This is a genomic window from Gemmatimonadaceae bacterium (assembly GCA_020852815.1).
Taxonomy (GTDB): Bacteria; Gemmatimonadota; Gemmatimonadetes; order Gemmatimonadales; family Gemmatimonadaceae; genus SCN-70-22.
Genome location: JADZAN010000028.1, coordinates 175,354 through 201,335 on the forward strand (window position 1 = coordinate 175,354; position 25,982 = coordinate 201,335).

Consider the following 25,982-nt stretch of genomic DNA (forward strand, 5'->3'; position numbering starts at 1 on the left):
GCTGCCCCTTCCCGCGAACGCCCATGCCCTCACGCCGCCCGCCGCGACGTTCCTCCAAACGCTCCACCGCGCGCCCCGCCAGCCGCACTGCCGCCCGCACCGCCGCGCGCACCGCCACCGACAGCAGCAACGCCAGCACGCGCGCGGAGCCGCTGCCGCCCCAGCGCTACATGACGGTCATTGCGCAGGATCCCGCGGTGCGCCACAAGGGGAAGATCGTCACCGCACGAATCGCCGTCCCCGCCGAGGCGCTGCGCCCTGGCCCCATGGGCTACCGGTTGCAGCTGGTGGACTACGACGCCACCGCCCGGCGCTTCAATGGCCTGCACGAACTCCCCGCGCGCTACGAAGACGAACCGCGCGCCTGGCACGAGGGCGACCCGGCCATCGTGGACGACTACCGCTTTCACGCGCAGAACAGCTACGCACTCGTCATGCGCACGCTCGCGCGCTTCGAGTTTGCGCTGGGGCGACGCATCGGGTGGTCGTTCCGCACGCACCAGCTCAAGGTGGCGCCGCATGGGATGTACGACGCCAACGCGTTCTACACGCCGGAACAGGAAGGGCTCGTCCTGGGATACTTCGCGGGCGTCAGCGGCGCCCCGGTCTTCACCTGCCTCTCGCACGACATCATCGTCCACGAAACGACGCACGCGCTCATTGACGCATTGCGCCCGCGCTTCATGGACCCGTCCACCCCCGACCAGGCGGCGTTCCACGAAGGGCTGGCCGATGTCGTCGCCCTCCTCTCGGTCTTCTCGCAACCCGAGGTGGTGAGGCACCTGTTGCGCGGCGGCGACCGCGCGGACGCCATGCTCATCGCGCGCAAGGACGTCCTCCCCGAGGCGCTGCGCGAGAGTGCGCTCTTTGGCCTCGCCGACCAGATGGGGAGCGAACTCGCCTCGCTGCGCGGCAGCGCCTTGCGGCGCAGCGCCTCCATCGACCCCGATCCCGCCCTCAAGGATTCGTACGAGTTCCTCGAATCACACCGGCGCGGTGAACTCTTTGTCGCTGCCGTGATCCGCGGCTTCATCGATGCGTGGTCGGCCCGCATTCTCTCGTCAGGCACCCCCACCGCCAAGCGATTCCCGCTTGATCGCGTGGCCGAGGAGGGGGCCAACATTGCCGACGCGCTCGTGACGATGTGGATTCGCGCCCTCGATTACATGCCGCCGGTGCACCTGGCGTTCGGCGACGCACTGAGCGCAGCGCTCACCGCCGACCTCGAGGTGCGCCCGGATGACTCGCGCTACCAGCTCCGCGAGCACATGCGTCGCAACTTCGCCGCCTTCGGCTTTGCCCCCGCCTCGCGCCGCAAGGACCTGCCGGGAGTCTGGAACCCGCCGCCTAACGGGCTCCGCTACGACCGCGTGCGCTTCGAGTCGATGAAGAGCGACGCCGACGAGGTCTTCCGCTTTGTCTGGGACAACCGCGAGCGCCTCGAGCTGCGCGACGGCGCGTACACGCAGGTGCTCTCGGTCAATCCGTCGGTGCGCATCGGGTTCGACGGCTTCGTGGTGCGCGAAACGGTCGTCACCTACTACCAGGTGGCCCGCCTCACACCGGACGAACTCGCCGCCGTTGGGGTGAAGGCACCGGCCGACTACCTGCGGCGACTGGCGGAGCTTGATGAGGAACGCCGGCAGAAGCGCGAAGCCGACGCGGCGCGGCGCACGCCGCACTCCGACGAGGCGCCTGACGAGTCGGCGAATGTCGGCGGCGACGCGGGCGATGACGACCAGGCGATCCTCACGCCACTCTACGGCGGCGGTGTCCTCATCTTCGACGAGTACGGCCACGTGAAGTACTGGGTGCATAACGACGTCTTCGGCTCCAGCCAGCAAGCGCGCCTCAAGTACCTGTGGGAAGAGGGACTCCTGCAGCCCGAGCAGGACGGCGCCCGGCTGCGCGCCGAGCGCTTGTCGTCGTTGCATCGCGCGCGCGCACTCGGCGTGCGCCGCGCCTTCCGGGAGGGGTGGTAGCCATGGCCACGAGACAACCGACAGAAGTGCAGATCCGATCGTATCAAGTGGGGTTCGGCGATTGCTTCCTGCTGTCGTTCATCTACTCCGCGCGCATGGCCCGTCATGTCCTCATCGACTTCGGGACGACGGAGCTGCCGAGCAAGTCGACCAAGGCGCTCAAGCCATCGGCGTACATGCCGATGGTGGCCGAGGACATCAAGCGCGTGTGCGGCGGCGAAACGGGGCGGCTCACCGCCGTCGTTGCCACGCACCGCCACGCCGACCATATCAGCGGCTTCGGCACGGATGGGCGCACCGGCGACTCGGGGAGCATCATCAAGGCACTGCGCCCTAAGCTGATCTTGCAGCCGTGGACCGAGGACCCCGACGCCGCCACCGACGCGCGCAAGGCCACACGTCTGTCCAACCGGTCGCGCAAGGGCTTCGTCGCCTCGCTCGCCGCCATGCACGAGGTGGCCGGCCAGGTGGCGGCGCTCGCCGCGAAGAACCCGCCATGGATGAGCGCCGCCATCCGCAAGGAGCTGTCGTTCATTGGGCAGGACAACATCGCCAACCGCTCGGCGATCGATAACCTCATCGCCATGGGTGAGGCGTCGGGCGCCGCGGCGCGCTACCTCCACTATGGCGTCAAGTCGGGGCTCGACGCGCTCCTGCCAGGCGTGAAGGTCCACGTCCTCGGCCCTCCCGACCTCACGCAAACCAGCGGCATCACCAAGCAGGTGAGCGAAAACGAGAACGAGTTCTGGCAGCTTCTTGCGGGATCCAAACTACGCGTAGCAGGGGGCGCGCTCGCGGGAGGACTCGGCGCGCGCAAGCGCGGCGATGCGCCGGTGGTGCCCATCGAAGGGCGTTGGTTCCGCGATCGGCTGGAGCGGATGCGTGCGCAGCAACTGCTCGAGATCGTGCGATCACTCGACCAGCAGATGAACAACACCAGCGTCATCCTCCTGTTCGAGGTCTTCGGGAAGAAGTTGCTCTTTCCCGGCGACGCGCAGTTGGAGAACTGGAGCTACGCCCTGCAGGAGGCGCCGGACGCCGAGCGGGTGCGCGAGCTCCTGGCCGACGTCGACGTGTACAAGGTGGGGCATCACGGGAGCCGTAACGCGACGCCGAGGAAGCTGTTGTGGGAGAAGTTCCGCAAGCGGAAGGGGCGGCAGCTCAAGACGCTGCTCTCGACGCTCCCAGGCAAGCATGGGCGTACGACGTCGAATACCGAGGTGCCGCGCCGGACCTTGCTGCAGGCGTTGGAGGAGGAGAGCCAGCTGCTCAACACCGACGACCTGTCGTTCGGGGCGCAGCCGGAGTTGTGCAACGTGTTGGTGGTGAAGCCGGCGACGTGAGGTCGATCGCCGGTGAATCGGGACGGTCAAAATCCAACCGGAGAGACTGGCAGGAGCCTCTCAGCTCACTATCGACGTAGTACGATCGTTACGGCATCGATTGCGGAAAGCGAATAGGGGGCGTTCACGAAACCGGTTCTCCCAACTTGCAGCACCGGTGCGGACCGCGACCTACCGAGGGGCACTTCGACGCCACCTCGCCAGGAAGCACGTGAGACCGACTTGAGCGGCACCGCGGAATGATCGGCCTCCTGGGGCTTCGTCGCCAGAGAAACGCCCGCTCCAAATACCAACCGAACAGGAACTGCAGCACTCACAGACATTGCACCTTCCAGTCTCGCGCCCCAAAGCCACGAGGGAAATACCGCATCTGGAAGACAACCAGACGTAGTCGGGTGGCAAAGCGCGATATCGTCCGTTGTAGAAACGCCGTGATCCAACGTCGCGAGCACACGGACTGAATGCCGTCCAGCGAAGGTCCGTTCAACGCCAAGAAGGCCTCCGAGATCTGCAATACCACCTTCGGGGTGACTCGTACGCATCCCCCCTAACGATACTCCGAACAGGACCCGCATCGGTTCGGGCGTCTGCGCGGCGGCGTTCTGCGAGATCACAGTCCATCCAGTGAGCGCAAGCGCTGCCGTCCCAACGAACCGCATCATCAGTCGTCTCCCGTTGACGGAACCCGCGTGACTGAGACACCGCACGTCGGATTTCCAGACGCAACGTTCACAGTGCGGCTCTCTGCCGCATGCGACGCGCCACGCGCTTCGTGCCCACCCGAATGCCGTCGCCCCGCAGGTCACGCTGCACCTGCGGGGCCCCGTACGTCTCGCCACTCGCGCGATGAATGATCCGTACGCGCGCCATGAGGACCTCATCCGCGATCGCGCGCACCTCAGGTGCACGCCTCCGCGAGTTGTAGAAGCCGCTCGGCGACACCTCAAGCACAGCGCCCATGAGTCGCACCGGATGCTCGTGCCGATGCCGCGCAATACAGGCGTACTTCACCGCGACTCCCTCGCGAGGTACACCGCGACTTTGTTTGCGAACTCACGCTCCGTCTTGAGCCGCGCATTCTCGCGCCGCAGCCGCTGCCTTCCTGCTCGGGCGTCTCGACCACACCCGCCGCGGCGAGCCCACTCGGCCGCGCCGCCGGCACGCGGGTCCACTCCCGCAGCTGTTCGGGGCGGACGTCCAACCCCTGCGCCACGTGCGTGAGCGTCCCACCCTTGGCCCGCCGCTCGTGCATCAACCGGACCGCTTCCTGTTTGAACTTCCCGGGGAATGCGCGGCGCTCACGCCGGGCGTTCGACTCCTTCCTTCGTGGCGTCATGAACCACCTCCGCCCGCAATCTGGGGCAAGTGAGGTGTCCGTCAAACCTGGTCAGGTCCAAACCTAGGGTGCGTGAGGTGTCCACGAAACTGGGGATGGCTCACTATCTCCGCATCTCGACCCCAGAGCGGTGAGCTTGTTGTTGTACAAGCTCTGGCCAGAAGTGTCCTGCCTCAGTTGAAATGTGACTCCCAGCCGCTCACTCTATGCAGTGAGCCCGGAGGAGTCCATGAGTCGACGCAACGGCAAGCCGAAGGCCCGGCGACAGTTCACGCCCGAGGAGAAAGCCACGATCCTGCGGCGGCATCTCGTCGACAAGGTCCCCGTCTCGGACCTGTGTGACGCGTACGCGATCCAGCCCACGCTCTTCTACCTCTGGCAGCGCCAGGCCTTCGAACACCTGAGCGCTGCGCTGCAGGATGGGCGCTCGCAGCGGGGCATATCGCAGGCCGGCGCGGCCGAACGGGCACGCGTGGCCGCGCTCGAAGCCAAGCTCGCAAAGAAGGATGCGCTGATCGCCCAGGTGTCGGAGGAGTACCTCGCCCTGAAAAGAAAACTTGGGGCGCCCTGACCGCGCGATGGGTCCCGCCCGATCTCCGCGATGCGGTCGTCGATTTCGTGACGGCCTTCAGTGCGCGTTCCGAGCAGTCGGTGCGCTGGGTGCTGGCACGCCTGGGCCTTGCTCCGACGCAGTACTATCGCTGGACCGCCCGCTACGGGAAGACCAACACGCCCGCCGGCCCCGTGCCGCGCGACCATTGGCTGCAGCCGGCGGAGCGGCAGGCGATCCTCGCGTATCACGACACGCATGCCCCGGAGGGCTATCGGCGCATGACGTCCCTGATGCTCGACGCGAACGTCGTCGCCGTGAGTCCCGCGACGGTGTATCGCGTGCTGCGGGCGGCCGAGGTGCTCGACCGGTGGAACCGGACGCCGTCGAAGAAGGGCACGGGCTTCGTGCAGCCGACGGCGCCGCACGAGCATTGGCACATCGACATCAGCGACCTCAGCGACCTCAATATTGCGGGGACGTTCTACTACCTGTGCGCGCTCCTCGACGGCGCCACGCGCTTCCTCGTCCATTGGGAGCTGCGCGAACGCATGACCACGGTCGACGTCGAGACGATCCTGCAGCGGGCGCGCGAGCAGTATCCCGATGCGCGCCCGCGGATCATCTCGGACTACGGCCCGCAGTTCCTCGCGCGCGACTTCAAGGAGTTCATGCGGCTGGCGGGCATGACGCATGTCCGCACGTCGCCCTACTATCCGCAGTCCAACGGGAAGCTCGAACGCTGGCACCAGACGCTCAAGGCCACGACAATCCGGCCGCAGGCACCGGCGTCCCTCGAGGAGGCACGTCGACTGGTGGCCGGCTTCGTGGACCACTACAATCACCACCGCCTGCACAGCGCGCTGGGGTATATCACGCCGGCCGACGCGCTGGCGGGCCGCGCGGATGCCATCTGGGCCGCGCGCGATCAGAAGCTCGAAGCGGCCCGTGCGGCCCGGCGGCACGCGCCACCCCCCCCGTCCCCACCGACGTCCGTCACCCCGCGGTCCTACACTGAACACCCACCCCACCTGTCACATTCTCGCTGAACCAGGACAGAAGAACCATTGTGCTTTTCGCGGTTTGGAATTGAGCATCTTGCTAGTCCGGAAAGCACTCGCTTCGATTAGTAGTGCGGCCAACTGTGATATGTGGACCTACAGCTACCCCCGCTTCTGCTCAAGACTTCGCGCGATTGCTTTCCGGCGCTGGGCGGCTTCCTCCTCGCTGAGCCGCCAAATTCTCGCGACGCGCATTGCGCAGTCGTCGGACACGAGTGACAAGAGATCTAGCAAAGCCTCCGATACATGCCACACCCCTTGTGCCGATTGTGCCAATTCCGCACCGTGTTGAGCCGCTGTTTCCGCATCTGTTACGAATGACAAGGCTGCCACGTACTCAGCCTCACTAAAACGGCTCGCTTCATCATCTGACTGTGGTCGAATGTTTCGTAGCATGGTAATGGCATTCGTGGTTACTGGCGGCCCGCAGATGAGTTCTTCTATTAAGGAGCATACTGAGCTTACCCCGATTTAGTGGACGCGTAAGTGATAGGAACTACGCTGCCACCTTCAACTGCGCGTCGTACACGCCCGGACTGACGTAACCTAACGACGAATGGCGCCGCTTCCGGTTGTACCAGGTTTCGATGTAACGGAAGATGGCCCGACGCGCCTCGTCTCGCGTATGCCAGTCGTGCTTCATCAGCAGCTCGAACTCCAAGGTGGCGAAGAAGCTCTCGGCGACCGCGTTGTCGTACCAGTCGCCCTTGCCGCTCATGCTGGCAATCATCCCGTGCTTCGCCAGCTCCTCCCGGTACTCGCCCGACGCGTACTGGCTGCCGCGATCCGAATGGAAGAGCAGCCCCACCGCGGGATGGCGGGCGGCACACGCCATCCGCAGCGCGCTCAGCACCAGCTCGACTTCCATGGTGTCCCGCATCGCCCAGCCCACGCACCGCCGCGAGCCAAGATCCAGCACGGTCGCCAGGTACAACGCCCCTTCATGCGTCGGGATGTACGTGATGTCCCCGACCCAGACGCGAGTCACGGCCACGCCGTTCACATCGAACGCGCGTGCCAGGAGGTTCGGGGCGATCGGCTCGGCGTGATTGGAGTGCGTCGTGCCGACGCGTCCCCGCTTCTTCGGTCGTGCCACCAAACCGTCCGCGCGCATCAGCCGGGCCACCCGCTTGGTGCTGGTCGGCAGCCCAATGTCCTGCAGCTCCTGCCGGACCCGGGGGGCGCCGTAGGTCTCACCGCTCTCCGCGAAGGCAATCCGGATGTGCGCCATCAACACCTCGTCCATCAGCGCCCGCCAGCTTGGACTTGACCCGGTTTCGTGGACCCCATTCGCCCTAGTTTCGGGGCGGAGGTGGCACATGGGATCGAATCGGAAAGCCGCGCGGCCTGGCGACGAGCACGAAGCGCGTGGCGCGGCTGATGCGGCGCGAGGGGCTGGTGGCGCGGCCGCGGACACGGTGGCGCGTGGTGACCACCGAGTCGCCGCATTCGCATCCGATTGCGCCGAATCTGGTGGCGCGGCCGTTCGACCGGCACGGGGTGGCACTCACTCGCATCTGGCTCGGCGACATCACCTCCCTGCCGACGCGGGAAGGTTTCGTGTATCTGGCGACGGTGCTGGATCTCGCCTCGCGGCGCTGCGTGGGCTGGGCGATGCGGGACACCCTGGAAGTCGAGCTCGTGGTGAGTGCCCTCCGCATGGCGCGCGACGCGCGGCAGCCGGCGCCCGGCCTGATCTTTCATTCTGATCGCGGCCGTCAGTACGCGGCGGCGTATCGTACCGAGTTGGCCGCGCACGGGATGGTGACGAGTACGAGCGGGAAAGGCGATGGTTACGACAACGCGGTGGCCGAGAGTGTCTTCGCCACGTTAGCGTTCGAAGTGCTCCAGCGCAGCGACTGGCAAACGCGGGCCGACGCGCGGCGCGCGATCTTCCGGTACATCGAGACGTGGTACAATCGCAAGCGGCGGCACTCGACGTTAGGCGACGTGAGCCCCGCCGTGTACGAGGAGCAGGTGCAGGCGGCCGCGTAGTCCCTCTTCCTTACGCGTCCACCACCTCGGGGCAAGCTCAGTCCACTGCTCAACAAATGGTGTTCGAATCCGCGCATGGTGATGGATGTCGGAGAGCGACAACACCAGTACAACGCGCGAGCATACTCCGAGGCGAGGCCCGCAGTGAACACGTTGCAGGACCGCGCGTCCGACGTCCCAGGAAAGTTCGACCGCGACGATCCGTGTGGATGCGAGCTCCACCATTTCCTTTGCCGTCGGTGGCGACCTGAACGTCGTATCTGTGAGCTTTTAGTATCTTGACAGACCGGACTCCACCTCCGATGCTTCTGTCGCACAATACCCAGTAGGCGAATCAAATGTTGCGCTCGCTGTCGGAGGAAATCTCGGCCTGCGAGGCGGGTGAACGGCGTTTGCTTGCGACTCTGCCTCAAATGATGAGCCACCGCAGAGCGCGGTGTACGACGATGCTATGTTGTTGCCTCATGAGCTGCCAGCATGCGACGTCGCCGGCGCCGACTCCCTCACACTTTCTGAGGGCCAGCATTACCCCCGTTGGTGGTAACGCGACGAATTTGCGTCGCTTCGAAGGGTCGGGCGCGTACACCAACATGGGATCGGCGGGTTCTCCCTCGGGCGGGGACTACCTCATCATGTATTCCATGGGCGAGGGTGCTTCGCTGGGCAACATGATGCTCTTTTCGTGGTACGACGCCGACCGCCTCACCATCGGCGAGTTTCCGATTCATGCGCCGCAAGACGGCGAATTCGAAACGCGGAGCGGCCTTGAGGCGGTGCTTTCCACGCATCGCAACGGCGTCGAATCCTACGCCTCGACGACCGGGGCCTTGACGATCACTGGTGTGACCGATTCGACGGTCACCGGACGCTTCTCGTTTCGAGCGCTGCGCTACTGCTACCGCAATCCTAACGTACCAGGTGGCGACGGCTCGTGCATTCCGTCGCAGCTCGACCCAACTGCGCCAGAAGTGGTGATTGCGGGAACCTTCGCGCTCGGAAAGCGCGCCGTACCGTAGGCAACTTCGAAGAGTTGGGGAACACGTGCCATCGGCGCGCAACAGCGTGCCGGTATCTCGTGTCGATGTAGCGACTACCGCGACAGGGGTCGTGGCAGGTTGGTTCACTGACGCGGGGAGGCGCAGAAATGGCGGTCCCCCTGACGGCGGGTTGAACCGCTCTCTGTTCGTCGCGGAGGTGGTGTGTATGCGAACGGTCCCGATTGTGACTTTTGTGCTCAGCGCCCTGATAGTCGCGGCCTGTCGCGAAGATCCCCCAGCTGCTCCCGTGCCTCCCCTGCCGCCACCTTCACTGGCGGTTCAAGCGGACACCGCCTACGCCGACTCTTCAGCCTATCCCGAAGAGTCGGAGACGCGAAGCATTGCCAGCCGTTTCCCAGGATACGCCGGCATCTCATTTGATGCCACGCGCGGCGTGCTCTTGGTGTCTATGACTGACTCTGGACAGTCGCTCGCGATGCTCACACCTGCGAGACAGTCAGCGCATAATCAGCGACTGAGTGATCGCCTCGGCCTCAGTGCCAACACTGCCCCTATCGAGCCGCGGATTGTGCCGTATAGCTATCGGCAATTGCTGCGCTGGCGACGCATCCTGTCAAGCCGCTTGCGTGCAAGTCGCACCAACCACGTGATCATGCTGGACGTCCAGGGCAACCAGCTGCTCGTTGGTACGCCGAACCCGGGGATGGTGGCGCAAATCATGGGTCCGGGCAACGCGGAGATCATCGCGCCAGGGGCGATTCGAGTTACATCGCAGATGCCGCGCGCGGCGGTGTCTTCGACTCATTTGAGATCTGAGCCACCTCGGTTAACGCGGCGCACCCCGAGCGCGATGGCAGCCAACGACTCATTGACCTCGCGCAATCGTCCCATCGAAGGCGGCATGTTCATTTCACTCATAAAGACGAAATACGTAAAGGCACCCAGCCTTGGGAAATGCACGGTGGGGTTGGGCGTCATCTACAACGGAGTACCTGGGTTTTTGACTGGGACGCACTGCAGCGACGAGGCTGGCAGGATCGGACCTACCATCACGGCCTTCGCGCAACCCAACATCCAGCAGGTCGAAACGGACCTCGCTGGGCGCGAGAGTGTCGACCCTCCCTTCACCAGCGCGATATGCGAGTACCCGACCGCGTACCAGAACATGATCACGACGCCGGTGCCGGTCGCGCCGGAGCCACCGCTGGGACCGATCCCCTGGGAGGGACCTTGGCCATCTAATCCCAACCCACCGACCACCGTTCTCTGCCGCCAATCGGACGCCCTCTTTGCGACATGGGATCCGCTTGTCACAGCGGTCAATGGCACGTCGCTCGGCACCATCGCGCGAACCATCGACATCGCGGATCCTGCGAACAACAACATGCTCGTAGGATCGTTGCGCATCGATCAAGGCAACCGGAGGCTGTACGTCACTGCCGAGCTGCCGCAGTATCCGATGCCCGGCGTAGAAGTGGATAAGGTGGGGGCGAGAACGGGATGGTCTCGCGGCCTAGTTTTCGGCAGCGCCACCCAAGCATACACCGTGCAAATGGCCAACTGGTCTAGCGGGCCCGATCCCGACACCGTGTGGAGCATCAGGAAGCAGACCTACGTCACCTTTCCGGCCAATGACGGAGACAGTGGTAGTCCCGTCTTCCTCTCGCCCCCGACGGGCGCAACATCCGTTACGCTCGTCGGATTCTTGACTGGAGCATGGGGCGCTGCGGGCGTGATCACCACGATGCACCAGCTGCGAGCCGAAATGACGGGTGCACTGAACGTACTCGCGGCAAATCCCCCCCCACCGCCGCCCCCACCCCCTCCCCCTCCCGTGAGCGCATCGATCATGGGGCCGTCAGCCGTCAAATCAAACAATCCTTGCCTGTGGACTGTTTCAGCCTCCGGTGGATCAGGCGTGTACTCGTATCAGTGGAGGAAGAACGGCGTCAACCTACCGTACACAAGCGCCGATGTGACGCTGGCATCGTCGTCCGCCTTTACACTGTCCGTTACGGTCACGGCGAGCACCGGCGGATCCTCGACTGCGAGTCTAAACGTGAGCATCTCGTCTTCCGCACTGACCTGTCAGTTCTAAGTCCTGTCTGGAAGTTAGATCAGAGTACCCGAACGACTTCAGTTTGCGCGCGTCTATAATTCAGGCGCGCGCATGCGTGAGCCCTTGGTGTGGGTCCCGAACTCGACGGCAGCTCAGAAGTGGAGTAGGTTGGCGCCGGGGGCGACACCCGGAGCATCAACCGATGAAGAGTCCCGCTTTAGGGAAGAGCAGATCGCCTATGTGCTGCGACAGGCGGAAGGTGGCACCGCCGTCGTCGACATCTGCCGCCAGTTGGGGGTGAGCGAAGCGACGATCTATGTCTGGAGAAAGAACTTTGCGCATCTCGGCACCAGCGAGATGCGCCGCCTCCGGCAGCTCGAAGGCAAGAACAATCGGCTGAGACGCCTCGTGGCCGCTCTCACACTCGACAACCACATGTTGGCGGAGGCGCTCCGAAAAAACGGGTGACGCCGACCCGCCGACGCGCGACGGCGCAGTGGACACGTTCGGAATCAGTTGCGTGCGCGCGCGTCGGCTGTTAGTGGCGACTCTAGATTGCGGAGAAGGGGCGACCGGAATTGCACACTTGGGTGAGGCGGCTGTCATCCGACATCTCAAATTCCCTACTTTCCGACATTTGAAACTCCCTACCGCCACCAGTGGAGGTCGGTATGGCGGAGGGATTGGCAGGAGCAGCGGCCGGCGTTGGATCGACGGGGCCTGACCCAGCGGAGGCGGGGCCCGTGTTGAAACCAGCGGTGGTTGAGGACGTCCTGCGCCGGCTGGCGCAACGCGAAAAGGTGGTGCAGCCCGCGGCGGAGTTCGGCGTGGATCCGAAGGCGATCCGGACGTGACGGGACAAGGGCCGGTATGCGCCGCGCGCGCGCGACCGTCGATCCTCGCGCCACACGCGGCGTGGCTCACGGCGCGCGCGCCGGAGGTGGCGTTCAACAGCGCGGTGCTGTTCCGCGAGCTGGTGACGCACTTCGGCTACCCCGGCTCGGCGCAGCAGGTGCTCCGCTTCGTGCGGCCGCTGCGCGTGGCGGCGCGGGTGGCGAAAGCGACCGTGCGCTTCGAGACCCCGCCCGGGCAGCAGGCGCAGGTCGACGTCGGGCAGGTGCGCGTGTGGATCGCCGACGTCGCGTGCACCGCGCACGTGTTCGTGTGCACGCTCGGCTACTCGCGCCGGTGCTACGCGGAGGCGTTTGCGCACGAGCGCCTCGCCGCGGTGCTCGCGGGCCATGAACACGCCTTTCAGCACTTTGGTGGCGTGCCGGCGCCACTCGTCGTCGACAACGCGAAGCCGGTCGTGCTCAAGCACCTGGCGGTCGAGGAGCCGCGACGGCACTCGGTGGTGTGGCATGCGGTGTACGCCGACTTTGCCGCGTACTATTGCTTCACGCCGTGGGCGCACTGAGTATCGGTATCACGACGACGCCCACCTTTCCCTTGGGATCCGAGCGGCGTCCCCAATTCCCGGATGAGGCCGCAGAGAACCACCGCCCAATCCGCCCGTGACCGCGCCGCATCCAGCATGCATCATTCCCCCATGACCTCCCTCGCGCTCCTCCCCGTCACGGCGACCGGCCGCCCCGCCCCCCGCCGCTCACCCCGCGCGGCGTCCGCATCGCGCGCCACCTGCGCGGCCCTCCGCGCCGCCCTCTGCGCGCTGGCGCTCGCCGCCACCGCCTGCTCCACGCCTAACGACAAAGCGCCGGGAGCCGGGGGCACCGCCGGCGGCACCGCACCGCTCGCCGTCCCCGCCCCCGCACTCGCCGCCATCGACACCGCCACGCTGATGGCGCACATCCGCGTCCTCTCGGCCGACTCGCTGCTGGGGCGCGGCCCCGGGACCGCCGGCGAGGACAAAACCATCACCTACCTCGAAGGACAGTTCAAGGCGATGGGGCTCCTCCCCGGCAACCCGGACGGCAGCTACATCCAGAAGGTCCCGCTGGTCGGGATCACTGTGCAAGGGGCGCCAACACTCACCTTCTCCAAGGGCGCGGCCAAGACCACGCTCAAGTGGCGCGACGACTACGTGGCCTGGACCAAGCACGTGGCGCCGACGGCGTCGATCGCCAACTCCGAACTCGTCTTCGTGGGCTACGGCACCGAGGCCCCTGAGTTCAACTGGGACGACTACAAGGGGATGGACGTCGCTGGCAAGACGCTGGTGATGCTCGTCAACGATCCGCCGCTCCCCGACACTGCGCAGTTTGGTGGCCCGCGCATGACGTACTACGGGCGCTGGACCTACAAGTACGAACAGGGGCAGAAGCACCACGCGGCCGGCGTCCTCCTCGTGCACGAGACGGAGGCGGCGGGCTATCCCTTCAGCGTGGTACAGGGAAAGACGGCCGAGCAGTTCGATCTCGTCACCCCCGACAAGAACATGTCGCGCTCGACGATCGAAGGGTGGATCACGCTCGACCAGGCCAAGGCGCTGTTCACCAGCGCTGGGCAGGACTTCGAGGCGCTCAAGCGCCAGGCGGCCACGCGCGAGTTCAAGCCGGTCCCGTTAGGCGTCACGGCCAGCGTTTCCCTCAGTAACACGCTGCGCACCGTGGACTCGCGCAACGTGATCGCGAAGCTCGAAGGGAGCGACCCCGCGCTCAAGGACCAGGTGGTGATCTACACGGCGCACTGGGACCACTTCGGCGTGGGGACGCCGGTCAAGGGAGACTCGATCTACAACGGCGCCCTCGACAACGCGAGCGGAACGGCCGGGCTCCTCGCGATGGCCAAGGCGTTCAAGGCGATGCCGACCGCCCCCAGGCGCTCGATCGTCTTCCTCGCGGTCACCGCAGAAGAGCAAGGGCTCCTCGGCGCGCAGTACTACTCGGTCACGCCGCTCTACCCGCTCAACAAGACGGTTGCCGACATCAACATGGACGGGCTCAACCAGTGGGGGCGCACGAAGGACCTGGTCGTGATCGGGCTCGGCGCCTCGGAGCTGGATGACTACGCACGGGAAGCCGCCGCCGAGCATGGGCGCATCCTCAAGCCCGACGCCGAACCGGAGAAGGGGTTCTACTATCGCTCGGACCACTTCAACTTCGCCAAGCAGGGCGTGCCCGCCTTCTATGCCGAAGGAGGGACGGACTTCATCGGCAAGGCTCCCGAGTACGGGCGCATGAAGCGCGACGAGTACACCAACAACGACTACCACGCCCCGCAGGACGAGATCAAGGCGGGGTGGGACCTCACGGGTGGCGCCGAAGACCTGCAACTGTATCTCACCATCGGCTATCGCGTCGCGCAGGCCGATCGCATCCCCGAATGGCGCCCCGGCAACGAGTTCAAGGCAGCGCGCGACAAGTCGCTCTCGTCGCTGCCACGATGAAGACCACACAGTACGTGAACGGCCACACGCACGAGGTGGAGGTCATCGTGCGGTCGGGCCATCCCAGTACTCGCCTTCGCGCGGGGACGTCGGGTTGCCGCGCGCCATCTCGCCGGCTCGCAGTTGCACCCGACGGATCTTGCCGGAGATGGTCTTGGGAAGCTCGGCGAACTCGATGCGTCGCACGCGCGCGTAGGGGGCCAGGCGCTCGTGCAGGAAGGAAAAGATCGCCTGCGCCATCACCGCACCAGGCGCAAAGCCCGGCTTGAGGGCAATGAACGCCTTGGGGACGGCGAGTCGGATCGCATCGGGGCTCGGCACCACCGCCGCCTCCGCCACCGCCTCGTGCTCGATGAGCGCGCTCTCCAGCTCGAAGGGGGAGATGCGGTAGTCCGAACTCTTGAAGACGTCGTCGTCGCGCCCGATGTACCAGTAGTAGCCATCGGCATCGCGGTGCGCGACATCGGACGTTGGGTAGTGCGTTCCGCCAAGGAGCTGTGCCGTGCGCTCGGGCGTGTCGAGGTAGCCGGCCATCAGCCCCAGCGGCGCGGGGTGGAGCGCGATGCTGATCTCGCCGTCGTCGCCGATGTGCTGGTCGTGGTCGACGAGGGCGATGCGGTAGCCGGGCATCGCTCGCCCCATGGAGCCGAACTTGACCGCCTGCCCGGGCGAGTTCCCCACCTGGCACGTCGTCTCCGTCTGCCCGTAACCGTCGCGGATGGTGAGCCCCCACGCGGAGCGCACCTGTTCGATCACTTCGGGGTTGAGCGGCTCGCCGGCGCTGATCACCTCGCGCAGCGCCACCTTGTAGCTGGCGAGCGGCTCGAGGATGAGGAGGCGCCAGACGGTGGGCGGGGCACAGAGCGTGGTCACCCCACAACGCACCAGGACGTCGAGCGTCTTGATCGGGTCGAAGCGCGCCTGGTTGTAGAGAAAGACCGTCGCCCCCGCGTTCCAAGGCGCGAACACACACGACCAGGCGTGCTTGGCCCAGCCCGGGCTGGAGATGTTGAAGTGGATGTCCCCTTCGCGCACCCCGAGCCAGTACATCGTGGAGAGGTGCCCGACCGGGTAACTCTGGTGCGTGTGCAGCACCATCTTGGGCTTGGCCGTGGTCCCCGAGGTGAAGTAGAGGAGGAGCGGATCGGTGGCCAGCGTCTCGCCATCGGGGACGAACTCGGCGGATGCCGAGTCGGCGTCGGCATACGAGGTCCACTCCCAGACGGTGCCGCCCACCACGATGCGCGTGTAGTGCCCCGGCGAGTTGGCAAACTTCGCCGTGCCGGCAACGTCGGTGATGACGTGCGTCACCCCGCCGCGCTCGAAGCGGTCCTCGATGTCGGCGTGCGCGAGGAGCGTGGTCGCCGGTGAGAGCACCGCCCCCAGCTTCATGGCGGCCAGCGTGATTTCCCACAGCGGCACGACGTTAGGCAGCATCATGAGGATGCGGTCACCGCGCCGCACCCCCTGCGCGCGCAGGAAGTTGGCGACGCGGTTGGAGCGCAGGCGCATCTCGTCGAAGGTCAGGCGCGCCTCATCCCCCTGCTCGTCCACGATCCAGAGCGCGGGGCGAGCGTTGCCGCGCGCCATGACGTCGAAGTAGTCGAGCGCCCAGTTGAACGCGGTCAGCGCCGGCCACCGGAAGCCGGCGTACGCCGTGTCGTAGTCGGTGCGATGCGCGAGGAGGAAGTCGCGCGCCTCGAGAAACGCAGACGCTGCACTCATGGCGGCCTACGATGCAGGGATAAGACGAGCGAGACGCATTGTCTCAATAGTCGGTCATCTGGCTGAACAGCGCGACCAGCGCGAAGAAGCCGGCCACGAGAACGGCGCTCCCCACCGCCGCGGGCCGCGACCCAAGGCGAACACCGCCGTACAGCGCGCGCGCCGACTGGCCGCTCGCGCGCTGGATGTCGGTGCGCACCACCAGCGCGCCATAGTCGGCGGCGTTCAGCGCAACATCCATTGTGAGGCCGGGGCCGCGCACAGTGCCACTCTGCCCTTGCAACGTGCCGCTGATGACCCCGCCCCCCACGTCGAGCGCCATCCCCGACGGCGACAGCCATCGCCGATACCGCCCCTTGAGCCCCACGTCGCCCCCGCCTGTCCCAAAGCCGATGAGGAGCGTTCCGCCCAGCGCGGTGCGCGGTCCCGTGTTTCGCATCATTCCCAACTCGGTGGTGAGCTGAGGCGATGCCATGTCGTCGTGGTAACCGTAGGTCACCATGCCGCCACTCCCATCGGGATAGCTGTACTCGTAGTGCCGCTGCGTAACGGCGGCGACGGCGTAGTAGCCGATCTCCGTCAGCACGAACGTCCGGCAGGTCGGTATGGGGCGCCCTCGCCAGCACAGCCTGGGCTCGGCGCGCGTGGAGTCCTGCGCATTCGCGACCGCGCTGGCGCCGCCGATCAGGGTGCAAAGCGCAACGAAAGCCGCGCGCAGGTTGCGCCCCCGCCGGCACACTGATGTCGTCAGGTGCATGAGTCTGTTCGCCTCCGCATTGGTCCGCCTGCTCCTGCGCGCGCGCGGTGTCATGATCATACCCGCCACATCCCTCGCATGGTCGACGTTCACCCCTCTTGCCACAATGGCGCCGCGGCGGAAGTTCTCCCTGCCCACGGCTCGCTTCCCGCCACGCCGAGTCTCGCACACAATGCCCCGCTTCCGGAAGCCGCTGTCGCCAGGTTTCGCGCGATTCCGCCTCACCGGCGCCCCCTTGCTCCTGGCGCTGGCCTGCAGCAAGGCGGCGCCCCCGCCGTCCACACCGGTCGAGCCCGTGCCCCCTACCATCGCCGCGATCGACTCCCTGGTCGCCGACGCCTTGCGGGACGGCAAGGTGCCGGGATTCGCCCTCACTATCGTGCGCGGCGACTCGATCATCCACAGCAAGGGATACGGCTTCGCCAACCTCGAGCAGCAGCGCGCGATGACCGACACGACGCCGGTCGTGATCGGTTCGACGAGCAAGACCTTCACCGCATTCGCCGTCATGCAACTGACGGATGCCGGAAAGCTGGCGCTCGACAGCAGCATCGCGCGGTCCCTCACCATGCTCGGCGCGCCGCCTGCCGCGGGGAAGGCATCGCCAGTTGCAACGCCCGTCGATCCGCGCTTTGGTCAGATCACGCTGCGGCACCTCCTGACCAACGTGAGCGGGATCCCCGCCGGCTTCGCGGGCGACCCGTTCGAACACGTCGACACAACCACGACCGCGCTCGAGAACTACGTGCGCAACGACATCCTCACGCGCCGGCTCGATTTTGCGCCGGGAAGTTCCTACACGTACTCCAACCGCGGCTTCTCGCTCGCCTCGTTCGCGGTGCAGGAAGCCTCGGGGGAATCGTACGAGGACTACATCGCGAGCCACATCTTTCAACCGCTCGGAATGCGGCACAGCACCGGGCGCTTCTGGGTCGGGCCCGCGCGGGGAATGGTGCAGGGGTACCGTGAGTCGGTCGATGGCAAGCCGCTCCCCCGCCCTGCCGCGCTGGGACGCGAGCACACCGGCTCGGGGATGATCCTCTCCACCTCACGCGACGCCGGCAAGTTCCTGCGCGCCATCCTCAACGGAGGGCGTGCACCTGACGGCACGCAACTCCTCTCCGCCACCGCCACCGCGGAGATGACGCGCCCGCAGCAGAAGGCCGAGTCGGAGCTGGGCGGCCCCACCACCTACGCGCTGGCCTGGGAGGAGCACGACGCCGGCGGCGTCCCCCTGCTGCTCAAGGGCGGGAGCGTCGTCTCCATGGGGTCGCTGTTCGCCATGCTCCCGCAGCAGAAGGTCGGGATCGCGATGGTCTTCAACGACATCGACTACGGCAAGGTGCAGTTGCTCCAGAACGTGGTGAAGTACCTGCTCGGCGCACCGACGGCGCCGTACGCGGCGCTCCCCGCGCCGAGACCGGTCCCGCATGCGTCGTTTCGCCTTGCCCCCGAGAGGCGGCAGGCGCTGGTTGGCGACTACATGACCATGGCAGGGCTCATGCACATCAGTGTGCGCGGCGACACATTGGTCGCCCGTTTCGAGGGCGACGACATCACCCTCGAACCATCATCGGACAGCTCGTTCATCACGCGCAGCGTGATCCGCGAGCTCGAGGGCAAGCCGCTCGTCATCCGCCGATGCGGCGCCACGTTGTGCGCCTGGATGAATGGCGACTCCACCGCCGTCAAGCGTTAGGCAAGCCACCCATGTCCAACTCCCACGCCGCACCCATGCGCTCGCTCCTCGCCTCCACGGCGCTCCTGCTCATCCCGCTCTCTGGTGTGACGTCGCAGGGGAGCGCCCCCTGCAGCGCCACCGCCATCACGCGCCGCACCGAGCAGCGTCTCCAGGCGCTTACCGACTCGCTCGTGCGCGGCACCAGCGACATCCCGGCCATTGCACTCACCGTCTTCGCCCCGAAGCTCTGTCTCGAGTGGAGCGGGGCATCGGGCGTGGCCAACCGCGCCACCGGCGAGGCGATGACCTCGCGCCACCCGGTGCGCATGGCGAGCAACACCAAGACGTACACCGCGGCTGCCATCCTGCGCCTCATGGAGCAGGGCAAGCTCTCGCTGGACGATCCCGTCGCGAAACACCTCCCCGCGTCGAGCCTGGACCCGCTTGCACGTGACGGCTACGCGCTGGATCGCATCACGATCCGGCTCCTGCTGCAGCACCGCGCAGGCATCTACGACTACGCCATGGACTCCAACTTTATGGCGGCGATCTACCGCAACCCCACGCACCGCTGGACGCGCGCCGAGCAGGTGGACTCGGCCGCGGTGTGGGGCGCGCCCTACGGCCCGCCGGGGAGCGTGTACCACTACACCGACACCGGCTACATCCTCCTGGGCGAGATCGTCGAGCGGCTGACGGGGAAGGGGCTCGCCGAGTCGTTCCGTTCGTTGTTGCGCTTTGACAGGTTAGGGTTGCGTGACACATGGCTGGAGACGCTGGAGCCCCGGCCAGCAGCAACGCGCGACCTTGCGCACCAGTACATGGATACCACCGACACGCGCGGCTTTGACCCCTCGTTCGACCTGTATGGAGGCGGCGGCTTGGCCGCGACCACCAGCGATATGGCGCGCTTTACCCGCGCGCTCTTCGTGGGCGGCGTCTACGACAGGCCAACGACCATTGCCACCATGTCCGCGCTGCCCGAGGGTGCGACCGGTTCGCGCGCATATGCGCTCGGCATCTATCGCCAGGAGCTGGGTGGCGAGGTGTGGTGGGGACACTCGGGATTCTGGAACACCGCGTCGTTCTACCTCCCGGCGCGCGGGCTCACCATCGCGGCGTCGGTGTCACAGCAGGCCAAGGGCTCGGTGATGCGCGCGCTGCTGGCCGGGGCGCTCGCCATCGTCACCGAGGGGGAGAAGGACGCACGTTAGCAGTCTCGCGCGAGCGCTGGGGTACTACTCGATCTTCCGCTCGCCGGAGCCCACCGCCAGGAACACCAGTGCTCCGGCAGCCGCAATCGCCGCCGTCACCATGAAGGCCGTCGCATAGCTTCCGGTGCGTTGCACCAGCCACCCCGTGACGGCAACACCAATGATGCCGGGAATGGTCCCCGCGGTGTTGCTGATCCCCCAGATCACGTCTGCATAACGCGGTGCGATGTCGAAGGCGTTGACCGCGAAGCCGGCCAGGCAGCAGCCCAACGCCCCCGTGGCGGCGCACATCAGCATCACCCCCACCGTGGGCGACGTCGCCAGCGGGACGAGCAGGAGGAAGATCGCCGTCCCGAACAACCCCAGTGCCTGCATCAGCTTGCGCACGTAGGTCGCGCTCCGCCCCCGGCGCAGCAGGCGGTCGGCGGCGTTCCCGGCCAGGTTGGCCATGATGAACGTTGCCAGCGGCGGTGCAGCCGAGAGCACGCCGGCGCTCGCCAGCGAGACGTTGAACGTCGCCTTGAAGTACGACGGGAGCCACGCCAGCAGGACGTACAGCGTCCAGTTGTTGGCGAAGTGGTTGGTGATGATGGCCCACACCGCCGGCGTGCGCAGGATGCGCCCCCACGGAATGGCGCGCGCGCCGGGGGCCGCATCCTCAGGGACGCCACGTCCACTCCCCACCAACGCGAACCAGGCCACGGCCCACACCACGCCCACGAGTCCGAAAGCGTAGAAGGGAACGGGCCACCCGTACTCGCGCACCAACCATCCCGTGACCGGAAGCGAGAAGACGGTCCCGATGGAGAGCCCGCTGGTAAAGAGGGCCACCGCGCGCGAGCGCTGCGACGCGGGGACCCACCGTCCCACCATGTTGATGCACGCCGGAAAGACCGCCGCCTCGCCAAGGCCTAACGCGATGCGTGCGCCGATCAACGCCGTCAGCCCCAACGTGGCGGCAGCGGGCGTGAGCATCGTGAACAACGACCACCACACCACCGCCACACCGAGCAGGAGCTTGCCACCGTACCTGTTGGCGAGCCCACCGCTCACCACCTGCAGCAGGAGGTAGCCGACAAAGAACGACGAGAGGACGAGCCCCTTGGTCGTCTCGGTCCACGCAAACTCCTCCTGCATCGCGATGGCAGCCACCGAGATGTTGGTGCGATCGATGTAGGAGATGAAGACCGCGGCGAAGCAGAGGAGGACAACGGTATAGGACGCGGGCCAGCGTCGCGCGGGATGCTCGGCGGGAGGAGGAGTCATGGCGCACGAATTGACGCGCTCGCGCCCGCGAGGAGAAGGGGGCGCAAGCATCTCACCCCATTCCCGATGCGAGGCCAAGCCACCAGCTTGGAGGCGCGCCGAATCCGTTCCGCACGCCGCACACATCCCTCGATGCCGCACGCTGCACGCCCCGAGCTGTCCATCGTCAACGTGGGTTATCGCGCCACCAACTTCTGGGTGCTGAGCGCGGGGCGGTCGCGCTTTCTCGTCGACCTAGGGTGGATGGGGCGGTTTGCCGCGCTGGAGCACGAACTGAAGCGCAAGGACATTCCGCTGCGCGAGATCACGCACGGATTCGCCACGCACTTTCACCTGGATCACGCGGGCGCCGCGCAGGACCTCAAGGCGCGCGGGATGCGCCTCGTCGTCACCCCGGAGCAGCTGCCGCACATTGCCGCCATGCGGCAGCATGCCAAGCCGGATGACCACTATACGGAGATCCGCCTCGACGACAATCTCGTCGTCCCCATCGCGGAGAGCCGAGCTTTCCTCGCCACGCGTGGCCTGTGCGGGCAGTTCGTCCACACGCCCGGCCATTCGGACGACAGCGTCTCGCTCCTGCTCGACTCGGGCGAGGCGTTCACGGGCGACCTCACCCATCCCACGGTCATCACCGACGAGGAGGCGGAGACGACACTGCGAAGCTGGCGCACGCTCTCGGCGCTTGGTGCCAGCGTCGTGTATCCCGGGCACGGGGCGGTGCATCGGCTGCAACTCCCCTAGCGGCACGGCGCGCCGGTTGCAGCTCGCACTGCCCGCGCGTCATTGCACGACGAGCCATGCCTATCCCGCCGCGCCCAGCGAGCCATACGTGACCGATCGCACACATCCGCACGCCGTCAGTGACGACACGTCGCTGCTCCCCGCGTCGAGCCACACCTCGTGACCCCGCACTACAGCGCCACGCTGGTGCGCAAGACGGCCGAGTCGGTGCTGGCCTCGTATCGCCGACTCTTCGTCGACGCGTATCCACTCGCCCCCATCGATCGCCACGCCTACGACGTTGAGGTCTTCGACTGGTATGACGCCATGACGGCGTCGCTGGCCACCCTTGGCTTCACCGCGCTGGGTGATCGCAAGAACGTCAAGGACGCTGCGATCGCCGAGCCGGGGGGCGGCCCCTTCGCCCGCCGGTTCGTCTCCAACAATCACGTGCATCGCATCGACCTGTTCCAGGTGCAAGGCGGCACCGCGTCGGCGTGGACGCGCGTGGTGAATCTCGTGTCCGAGTTGAGCGACGGGTCGTTCGTGTGGACCAGCACCGCGCCGCAGCATTGGAATACCCCGCCGCACCTCCTCCTGGACTACATCCCGCACGACACGCCGCTCGACGCACTCCTGCGCGCACATCTCCAACGTCTCGGCGCGTACCTGCGTGAGCATGACGGGGTGACGACGGTGACGCTGGCAACGCTCGACGATGTCGTGGCCTCCGAGAACCGCTGCCAGCGTCGCACCGCGGCCTTCCGTCGCCAGCAAGGGGTGCCCTCGGTCGAGGAGCTCGTGCGCCTGGGCTCCGAGCCAACGTTCGCCGCGCTCACGCATCGCGCCATGCACGAGATGGTCTTCGGTAACGCGGCCGGAGATTCGGCCAGCGCACCGGACAGCGCACCGGACAGCACACCGGCCAGCGCCAGCGAGTGGCACGTGGCGCGCGTCGACCTGCCTAACGCCGGCCAGGGCACGATGTCGTTCGCGGAACTCATCGCCTTCGCGCTCGACCAGGGGGCGGCGCAGGTGGCCAGTGTGGGCTCACCGCTCAATCCCTTCCTCGTGACCGAGACCGGGCGCGCGCATTTCTTCGTTTGCATCAGGGGCAACGGCGATCCGATGGAGATTGCCCTGAAGACGCTGCGCACGGAGGAGCGGGAAGCGACCGCCTGCGCGCTGGCGCTCGATTCGCGCATCACCACGCGCGACGGAAAGCAAAGCGACGCCATCCTGGTGATGGCGTCGCGTCGTGATGGATCGCTCGGCGAAACGTGGGCCCAGGGCTATCGCCCCAAGGGGCTGTTCAGGTCGTTCAAGTTGTTGCCCCTGCGCGAGCAGGTGGCCACGTCGAAGAACCTCTTCACCGAAGCGGACGGCGCAGGAAACACGCCGTCCGCGTGAGGAGCTCGCACGCTCAGGGCACTGGCCTCCCCGCATCCTCGAGCAGCTTGGCCGCCTTGGCCACCAACTCGCCTTCGCGCAGCAGCGCCGTCGCGATCTTGGCAATCTGCTCCTGCGCCTGTGCCCATTCCTTCTGTTCGATCGCTTCCCGCACGCCGGGGAGCGTCTTCACCCCATAGCCGGTGTAGTAGCCCGGGGCGTAGAGCGAGTGCTGGTACCACGGCCGGCGCGGCAACCCCTCGGGAATGAGCAGCACCTGGTCGCTCTGGCGCAGGAGCGCATTCACCTTGCCTAACGCGGCCTGCGTTGCGGCCCCGCTCACCACGTTGCCATACGCATTCTCGTAGCGTGTGGCCGCGCGCTGGAGCGAATCGACCGCGTTCTGGATGGGGGCAAAGTTGAGGTGCGGCGCCAGCTCCTGCGCCTTGGGCGCCGTCAACGGGCGACGCGGGTCGTTCACCGCGGCGTATGTTCCTTCGGAGATGCGCCGGTTCAACTCCTCGATCTCCTTGGCCGTCCGCTCGCGCAGCGAGGTGACCTCGCCCAGGTAGCGCGACGCCGTGGCCGAGAGCCCGCCGAACTCCGCCGGAAGCACGTCGGCATTGGCCACGCGCATCACCATCATCACCGCCGTCTGCGCCAGCGCGCGCCCGTACACGAACGACGAGTCGCTGAAGCGCGTGTACCAGGCAAAGGTGTCGTAGATCGAGTGATAGATCCCGCCGCCATCCTCGCCGCCAAAGCCGATGTTGAGCGTGGGGACGCCAGCGTGCTGCAGGAAGGGGGTGAAGTCGGAGCCCGAACCCAGCGCCTCGAGGCGGATGTCGCGGCGCGTGCGCGCCTCGGCGTCGCCTTGCAGGATCTCCGCCGCGCGCAGGCGTTGCAGGATCGAGACGTTGGCCTCGGGGTCCATCACCTCGCTCGCCACCTCCGTCACGAAGCGCTCCAGCGCGTGCGACCCCGCCGCGCCAAAGAAGCCGCGCCCGTTGCCATCGGTGTTGAGGTAGAAGACACCCTTGGCGCGCATGTCGGCCATGTGTTCCTCGACCCACTCCGTGGAACCCAGGAGCGAGGGCTCCTCGCCGTCCCAGCCGGCATAGATGATCGTGCGCTTCGGGCGCCATCCCTGCTTCACCAGCTCGCCTAACGCGCGCGCTTCCTCCAGTTCGGCCACCATCCCCGAAATCGGGTCCTCGGCACCGTTCACCCAGCCGTCGTGGTGGTTGCCGCGCATCACCCACTCGTCAGGCAGCTCGGAGCCGCGCAGCGTGGCAATCACGTTGTAGAGCGGGGTGAGCTTCCAGTCGAACTCCAGCTTGAGGTGCACCTTGGCCGCGCCGGGCCCCAGGCGATAGGTGAGGGGGAGCCCGCCACGCCAGGCCGGTGGGGCCACGGGGCCCGTGAGCGCGGCAAGGAGCGGTTGCGCGTCGGCGTACGAGATCGGGAGGACAGGGATCTTCATGATCGTGATCGCGTCCTCCCGGTCCAGGCGCTTGGCGTCGGCCGTCGCGCCAACCCCCGGGGTCAGCGGGTCGCCCGGATAGGTCGGCATGTCGAGCACCGATCCGCGCTGCACGCCGTCTTTGGGGCGGAACGGCCCGTTGGGATACGTCTCCCCTTCCGCGTAGCCGTCGTCCTTGGGATCGGAATAGATGAGCGCGCCCACCGCACCGTGCTCGTACGCCACCTTGGGCTTGATCCCGCGCCACGAGCCGCCGTAGCGCGCAATGACGATCGCCCCCTTCACCGAGATCCCGCGCCGCTCCAACTCCTCATAGTCGGCCGGCACGCCGTAGTTCACGTAGACGAGCGGGGCGGTGACGTCGCCATCGCTGGAGTAGGCGTTGTAGGTCGGGAGCTGCTCGGCGCGCTGGGACGTGGACGAATCTTCCTTGAGCACCGGTTCCTCGAGTTTAGCCTTGAACGTGGTGGGCGCCACGAGTTCGAGGATGCGGACCTTTGGCGTGGGGAAGAGGACGTCGAAGCGCTCGAGCTTGGCCTCCCATCCATAGGACTCGAACTGCGCGCGCAGCCACTCGGCGACCTCCCGGCCGTAGGGCGAGCCCAGGTGATGCGGGCGAGCCGAGAGTCGGCGCATCGCCTCGCGCATCCGGTTGGGGTCGGGTATGGCGCGATACTTCGCCTCCCATTCGCGTTGCACCCGGGACGATGCAGCGCTGAAGCCGCGAATCGGCGGCGGGTCGTCCAGGCGTGGCGCCGTGGCGGCCACGAGCATCGGGACGAGCGCTAGGGGGAGGAGTCGGGTGGCGGTGAGTCGAGGCATGCGCGGGAAGCGGGGTGGTGGGAGAGGCGGGGGCGGGGGGCGGCGGGGGGCGGGGGGGAGGGGGGAAGATCGACCTGCGACAACGGGACGATCGCCCCAACCTACACCGGCTGTCGAGCCCCCCCGGTCGCGGCGGGTGCCGACGCGTCGCCGGCGCCGTGTCGGCCGTGTTCGCCGTATTGCGGCGAGCACGGCCGCACCACCGTGACGCACCGCACCAAACTCGTTAGGGTAGCGCGCTCGAGGCTGGTG

The 25,982-nt window shown here is 66.7% G+C and carries 21 protein-coding genes; 14 read left to right on the forward strand and 7 right to left on the reverse strand.

Translation table 11 applies throughout. The features are described from left to right. Nucleotides 1-23 precede the first annotated feature (23 nt). Complete coding sequence (locus IT359_15845; GenBank protein MCC6930459.1) at nt 24-1,982, forward strand: hypothetical protein; 1,959 nt, start codon at nt 24-26, stop codon at nt 1,980-1,982. 2 nt (nt 1,983-1,984) lie between these two features. Then, nucleotides 1,985-3,325 carry a hypothetical protein gene (locus IT359_15850; GenBank protein ID MCC6930460.1) on the forward strand — a complete coding sequence of 447 codons (1,341 nt, stop codon included), beginning with the start codon at nt 1,985-1,987 and terminating at the stop codon, nt 3,323-3,325. 729 nt (nt 3,326-4,054) lie between these two features. Here IT359_15850 and IT359_15855 read toward each other — a convergent pair. Both IT359_15855 and IT359_15860 read right to left on the reverse strand, forming a co-directional pair. Then, on the reverse strand, nt 4,055-4,285 hold the full coding sequence (locus IT359_15855) for an IS3 family transposase (protein MCC6930461.1): 231 nt from the start codon (nt 4,283-4,285) through the stop codon (nt 4,055-4,057). Further along, on the reverse strand, nt 4,269-4,661 hold the full coding sequence (locus tag IT359_15860; GenBank protein MCC6930462.1) for a transposase: 393 nt from the start codon (nt 4,659-4,661) through the stop codon (nt 4,269-4,271). The genes IT359_15855 and IT359_15860 overlap by 17 nt, the downstream gene beginning before the upstream one ends. A 229-nt stretch (nt 4,662-4,890) precedes the next feature. On the opposite strand from IT359_15860, the gene IT359_15865 reads away from it, so the two are divergent. Continuing rightward, nucleotides 4,891-5,232 (forward strand): transposase, encoded by a 342-nt coding sequence (locus tag IT359_15865; GenBank protein MCC6930463.1) that lies wholly within the window; start codon nt 4,891-4,893, stop codon nt 5,230-5,232. A gap of 47 nt (nt 5,233-5,279) precedes the next feature. Continuing rightward, nucleotides 5,280-6,260 carry an IS3 family transposase gene (locus IT359_15870; protein MCC6930464.1) on the forward strand — a complete coding sequence of 327 codons (981 nt, stop codon included), beginning with the start codon at nt 5,280-5,282 and terminating at the stop codon, nt 6,258-6,260. A 508-nt stretch (nt 6,261-6,768) separates the two neighbouring features. Here the strand turns inward: IT359_15870 and IT359_15875 are convergent. Beyond that, entirely contained in the window at nt 6,769-7,593 is an 825-nt protein-coding gene (locus tag IT359_15875; GenBank protein MCC6930465.1) for an IS3 family transposase, read from the reverse strand. Nucleotides 7,594-7,640: 47 nt separating this feature from the next. Between IT359_15875 and IT359_15880 the strand changes: the two genes are divergently transcribed. The 6 genes from IT359_15880 to IT359_15905 all read left to right on the forward strand — a co-directional run bounded on the left by IT359_15880 (nt 7,641) and on the right by IT359_15905 (nt 14,670). After that, nucleotides 7,641-8,267, forward strand: a complete 627-nt coding sequence (locus tag IT359_15880; protein MCC6930466.1) for an IS3 family transposase — start codon at nt 7,641-7,643, stop codon at nt 8,265-8,267. 554 nt (nt 8,268-8,821) lie between these two features. After that, nucleotides 8,822-9,283 carry a hypothetical protein gene (locus IT359_15885; protein ID MCC6930467.1) on the forward strand — a complete coding sequence of 154 codons (462 nt, stop codon included), beginning with the start codon at nt 8,822-8,824 and terminating at the stop codon, nt 9,281-9,283. 268 nt (nt 9,284-9,551) lie between these two features. Next, nucleotides 9,552-11,363, forward strand: a complete 1,812-nt coding sequence (locus tag IT359_15890; protein MCC6930468.1) for a hypothetical protein — start codon at nt 9,552-9,554, stop codon at nt 11,361-11,363. A 72-nt stretch (nt 11,364-11,435) separates the two neighbouring features. Then, the gene (locus IT359_15895; GenBank protein ID MCC6930469.1) at nt 11,436-11,792 is read left to right on the forward strand and encodes a transposase; all 357 of its coding nucleotides are present in this window, start codon (nt 11,436-11,438) and stop codon (nt 11,790-11,792) included. Nucleotides 11,793-12,174: 382 nt separating this feature from the next. Further along, nucleotides 12,175-12,741 (forward strand): transposase, encoded by a 567-nt coding sequence (locus tag IT359_15900; GenBank protein ID MCC6930470.1) that lies wholly within the window; start codon nt 12,175-12,177, stop codon nt 12,739-12,741. Between the two features lie 132 nt (nt 12,742-12,873). Continuing rightward, nucleotides 12,874-14,670, forward strand: coding sequence for a M28 family peptidase (locus IT359_15905; protein MCC6930471.1), 1,797 nt, complete (start codon nt 12,874-12,876; stop codon nt 14,668-14,670). 42 nt (nt 14,671-14,712) lie between these two features. Here IT359_15905 and IT359_15910 read toward each other — a convergent pair whose 3' ends face one another. Both IT359_15910 and IT359_15915 read right to left on the reverse strand, forming a co-directional pair. Beyond that, entirely contained in the window at nt 14,713-16,395 is a 1,683-nt protein-coding gene (locus IT359_15910) for an AMP-binding protein (protein ID MCC6930472.1), read from the reverse strand. Nucleotides 16,396-16,438: 43 nt separating this feature from the next. Further along, nucleotides 16,439-17,152: a hypothetical protein gene (locus IT359_15915; GenBank protein MCC6930473.1), complete on the reverse strand. Its 714-nt coding sequence runs from the start codon at nt 17,150-17,152 to the stop codon at nt 16,439-16,441. A 172-nt stretch (nt 17,153-17,324) separates the two neighbouring features. Here IT359_15915 and IT359_15920 point away from each other — a divergent pair, with 172 nt between their 5' ends. After that, entirely contained in the window at nt 17,325-18,851 is a 1,527-nt protein-coding gene (locus IT359_15920) for a beta-lactamase family protein (protein MCC6930474.1), read from the forward strand. 11 nt (nt 18,852-18,862) lie between these two features. Next, on the forward strand, nt 18,863-20,047 hold the full coding sequence (locus IT359_15925; GenBank protein ID MCC6930475.1) for a beta-lactamase family protein: 1,185 nt from the start codon (nt 18,863-18,865) through the stop codon (nt 20,045-20,047). Between the two features lie 24 nt (nt 20,048-20,071). Here IT359_15925 and IT359_15930 read toward each other — a convergent pair whose 3' ends face one another. Continuing rightward, nucleotides 20,072-21,313, reverse strand: coding sequence for an ACS family MFS transporter (locus IT359_15930; protein MCC6930476.1), 1,242 nt, complete (start codon nt 21,311-21,313; stop codon nt 20,072-20,074). A gap of 132 nt (nt 21,314-21,445) precedes the next feature. Between IT359_15930 and IT359_15935 the strand changes: the two genes are divergently transcribed. Together IT359_15935 and IT359_15940 are read left to right on the forward strand one after the other, a co-directional pair. Then, nucleotides 21,446-22,057 (forward strand): MBL fold metallo-hydrolase, encoded by a 612-nt coding sequence (locus IT359_15935; GenBank protein MCC6930477.1) that lies wholly within the window; start codon nt 21,446-21,448, stop codon nt 22,055-22,057. Nucleotides 22,058-22,216: 159 nt separating this feature from the next. Further along, nucleotides 22,217-23,446 (forward strand): hypothetical protein, encoded by a 1,230-nt coding sequence (locus IT359_15940; GenBank protein ID MCC6930478.1) that lies wholly within the window; start codon nt 22,217-22,219, stop codon nt 23,444-23,446. A 13-nt stretch (nt 23,447-23,459) separates the two neighbouring features. Here IT359_15940 and IT359_15945 read toward each other — a convergent pair whose 3' ends face one another. Further along, on the reverse strand, nt 23,460-25,730 hold the full coding sequence (locus IT359_15945; GenBank protein ID MCC6930479.1) for a M28 family peptidase: 2,271 nt from the start codon (nt 25,728-25,730) through the stop codon (nt 23,460-23,462). Nucleotides 25,731-25,982: the final 252 nt, after the last annotated feature.

What these genes read in the sequence shown, in the direction of transcription:
- IT359_15845 (MCC6930459.1), top strand. Translation starts at nt 24, where the DNA reads ATGCCCTCACGCCGCCCGCCGCGACGTTCCTCCAAACGCTCCACCGCG.
- IT359_15850 (MCC6930460.1), top strand. Translation starts at nt 1,985, where the DNA reads ATGGCCACGAGACAACCGACAGAAGTGCAGATCCGATCGTATCAAGTG.
- IT359_15855 (MCC6930461.1), bottom strand. Translation starts at nt 4,285, where the DNA reads ATGGGCGCTGTGCTTGAGGTGTCGCCGAGCGGCTTCTACAACTCGCGG.
- IT359_15860 (MCC6930462.1), bottom strand. Translation starts at nt 4,661, where the DNA reads ATGACGCCACGAAGGAAGGAGTCGAACGCCCGGCGTGAGCGCCGCGCA.
- IT359_15865 (MCC6930463.1), top strand. Translation starts at nt 4,891, where the DNA reads ATGAGTCGACGCAACGGCAAGCCGAAGGCCCGGCGACAGTTCACGCCC.
- IT359_15875 (MCC6930465.1), bottom strand. Translation starts at nt 7,593, where the DNA reads ATGTGCCACCTCCGCCCCGAAACTAGGGCGAATGGGGTCCACGAAACC.
- IT359_15895 (MCC6930469.1), top strand. Translation starts at nt 11,436, where the DNA reads ATGCGTGAGCCCTTGGTGTGGGTCCCGAACTCGACGGCAGCTCAGAAG.
- IT359_15905 (MCC6930471.1), top strand. Translation starts at nt 12,874, where the DNA reads ATGACCTCCCTCGCGCTCCTCCCCGTCACGGCGACCGGCCGCCCCGCC.
- IT359_15910 (MCC6930472.1), bottom strand. Translation starts at nt 16,395, where the DNA reads ATGAGTGCAGCGTCTGCGTTTCTCGAGGCGCGCGACTTCCTCCTCGCG.
- IT359_15915 (MCC6930473.1), bottom strand. Translation starts at nt 17,152, where the DNA reads ATGCACCTGACGACATCAGTGTGCCGGCGGGGGCGCAACCTGCGCGCG.
- IT359_15920 (MCC6930474.1), top strand. Translation starts at nt 17,325, where the DNA reads ATGCCCCGCTTCCGGAAGCCGCTGTCGCCAGGTTTCGCGCGATTCCGC.
- IT359_15925 (MCC6930475.1), top strand. Translation starts at nt 18,863, where the DNA reads ATGTCCAACTCCCACGCCGCACCCATGCGCTCGCTCCTCGCCTCCACG.
- IT359_15930 (MCC6930476.1), bottom strand. Translation starts at nt 21,313, where the DNA reads ATGACTCCTCCTCCCGCCGAGCATCCCGCGCGACGCTGGCCCGCGTCC.
- IT359_15935 (MCC6930477.1), top strand. Translation starts at nt 21,446, where the DNA reads ATGCCGCACGCTGCACGCCCCGAGCTGTCCATCGTCAACGTGGGTTAT.
- IT359_15945 (MCC6930479.1), bottom strand. Translation starts at nt 25,730, where the DNA reads ATGCCTCGACTCACCGCCACCCGACTCCTCCCCCTAGCGCTCGTCCCG.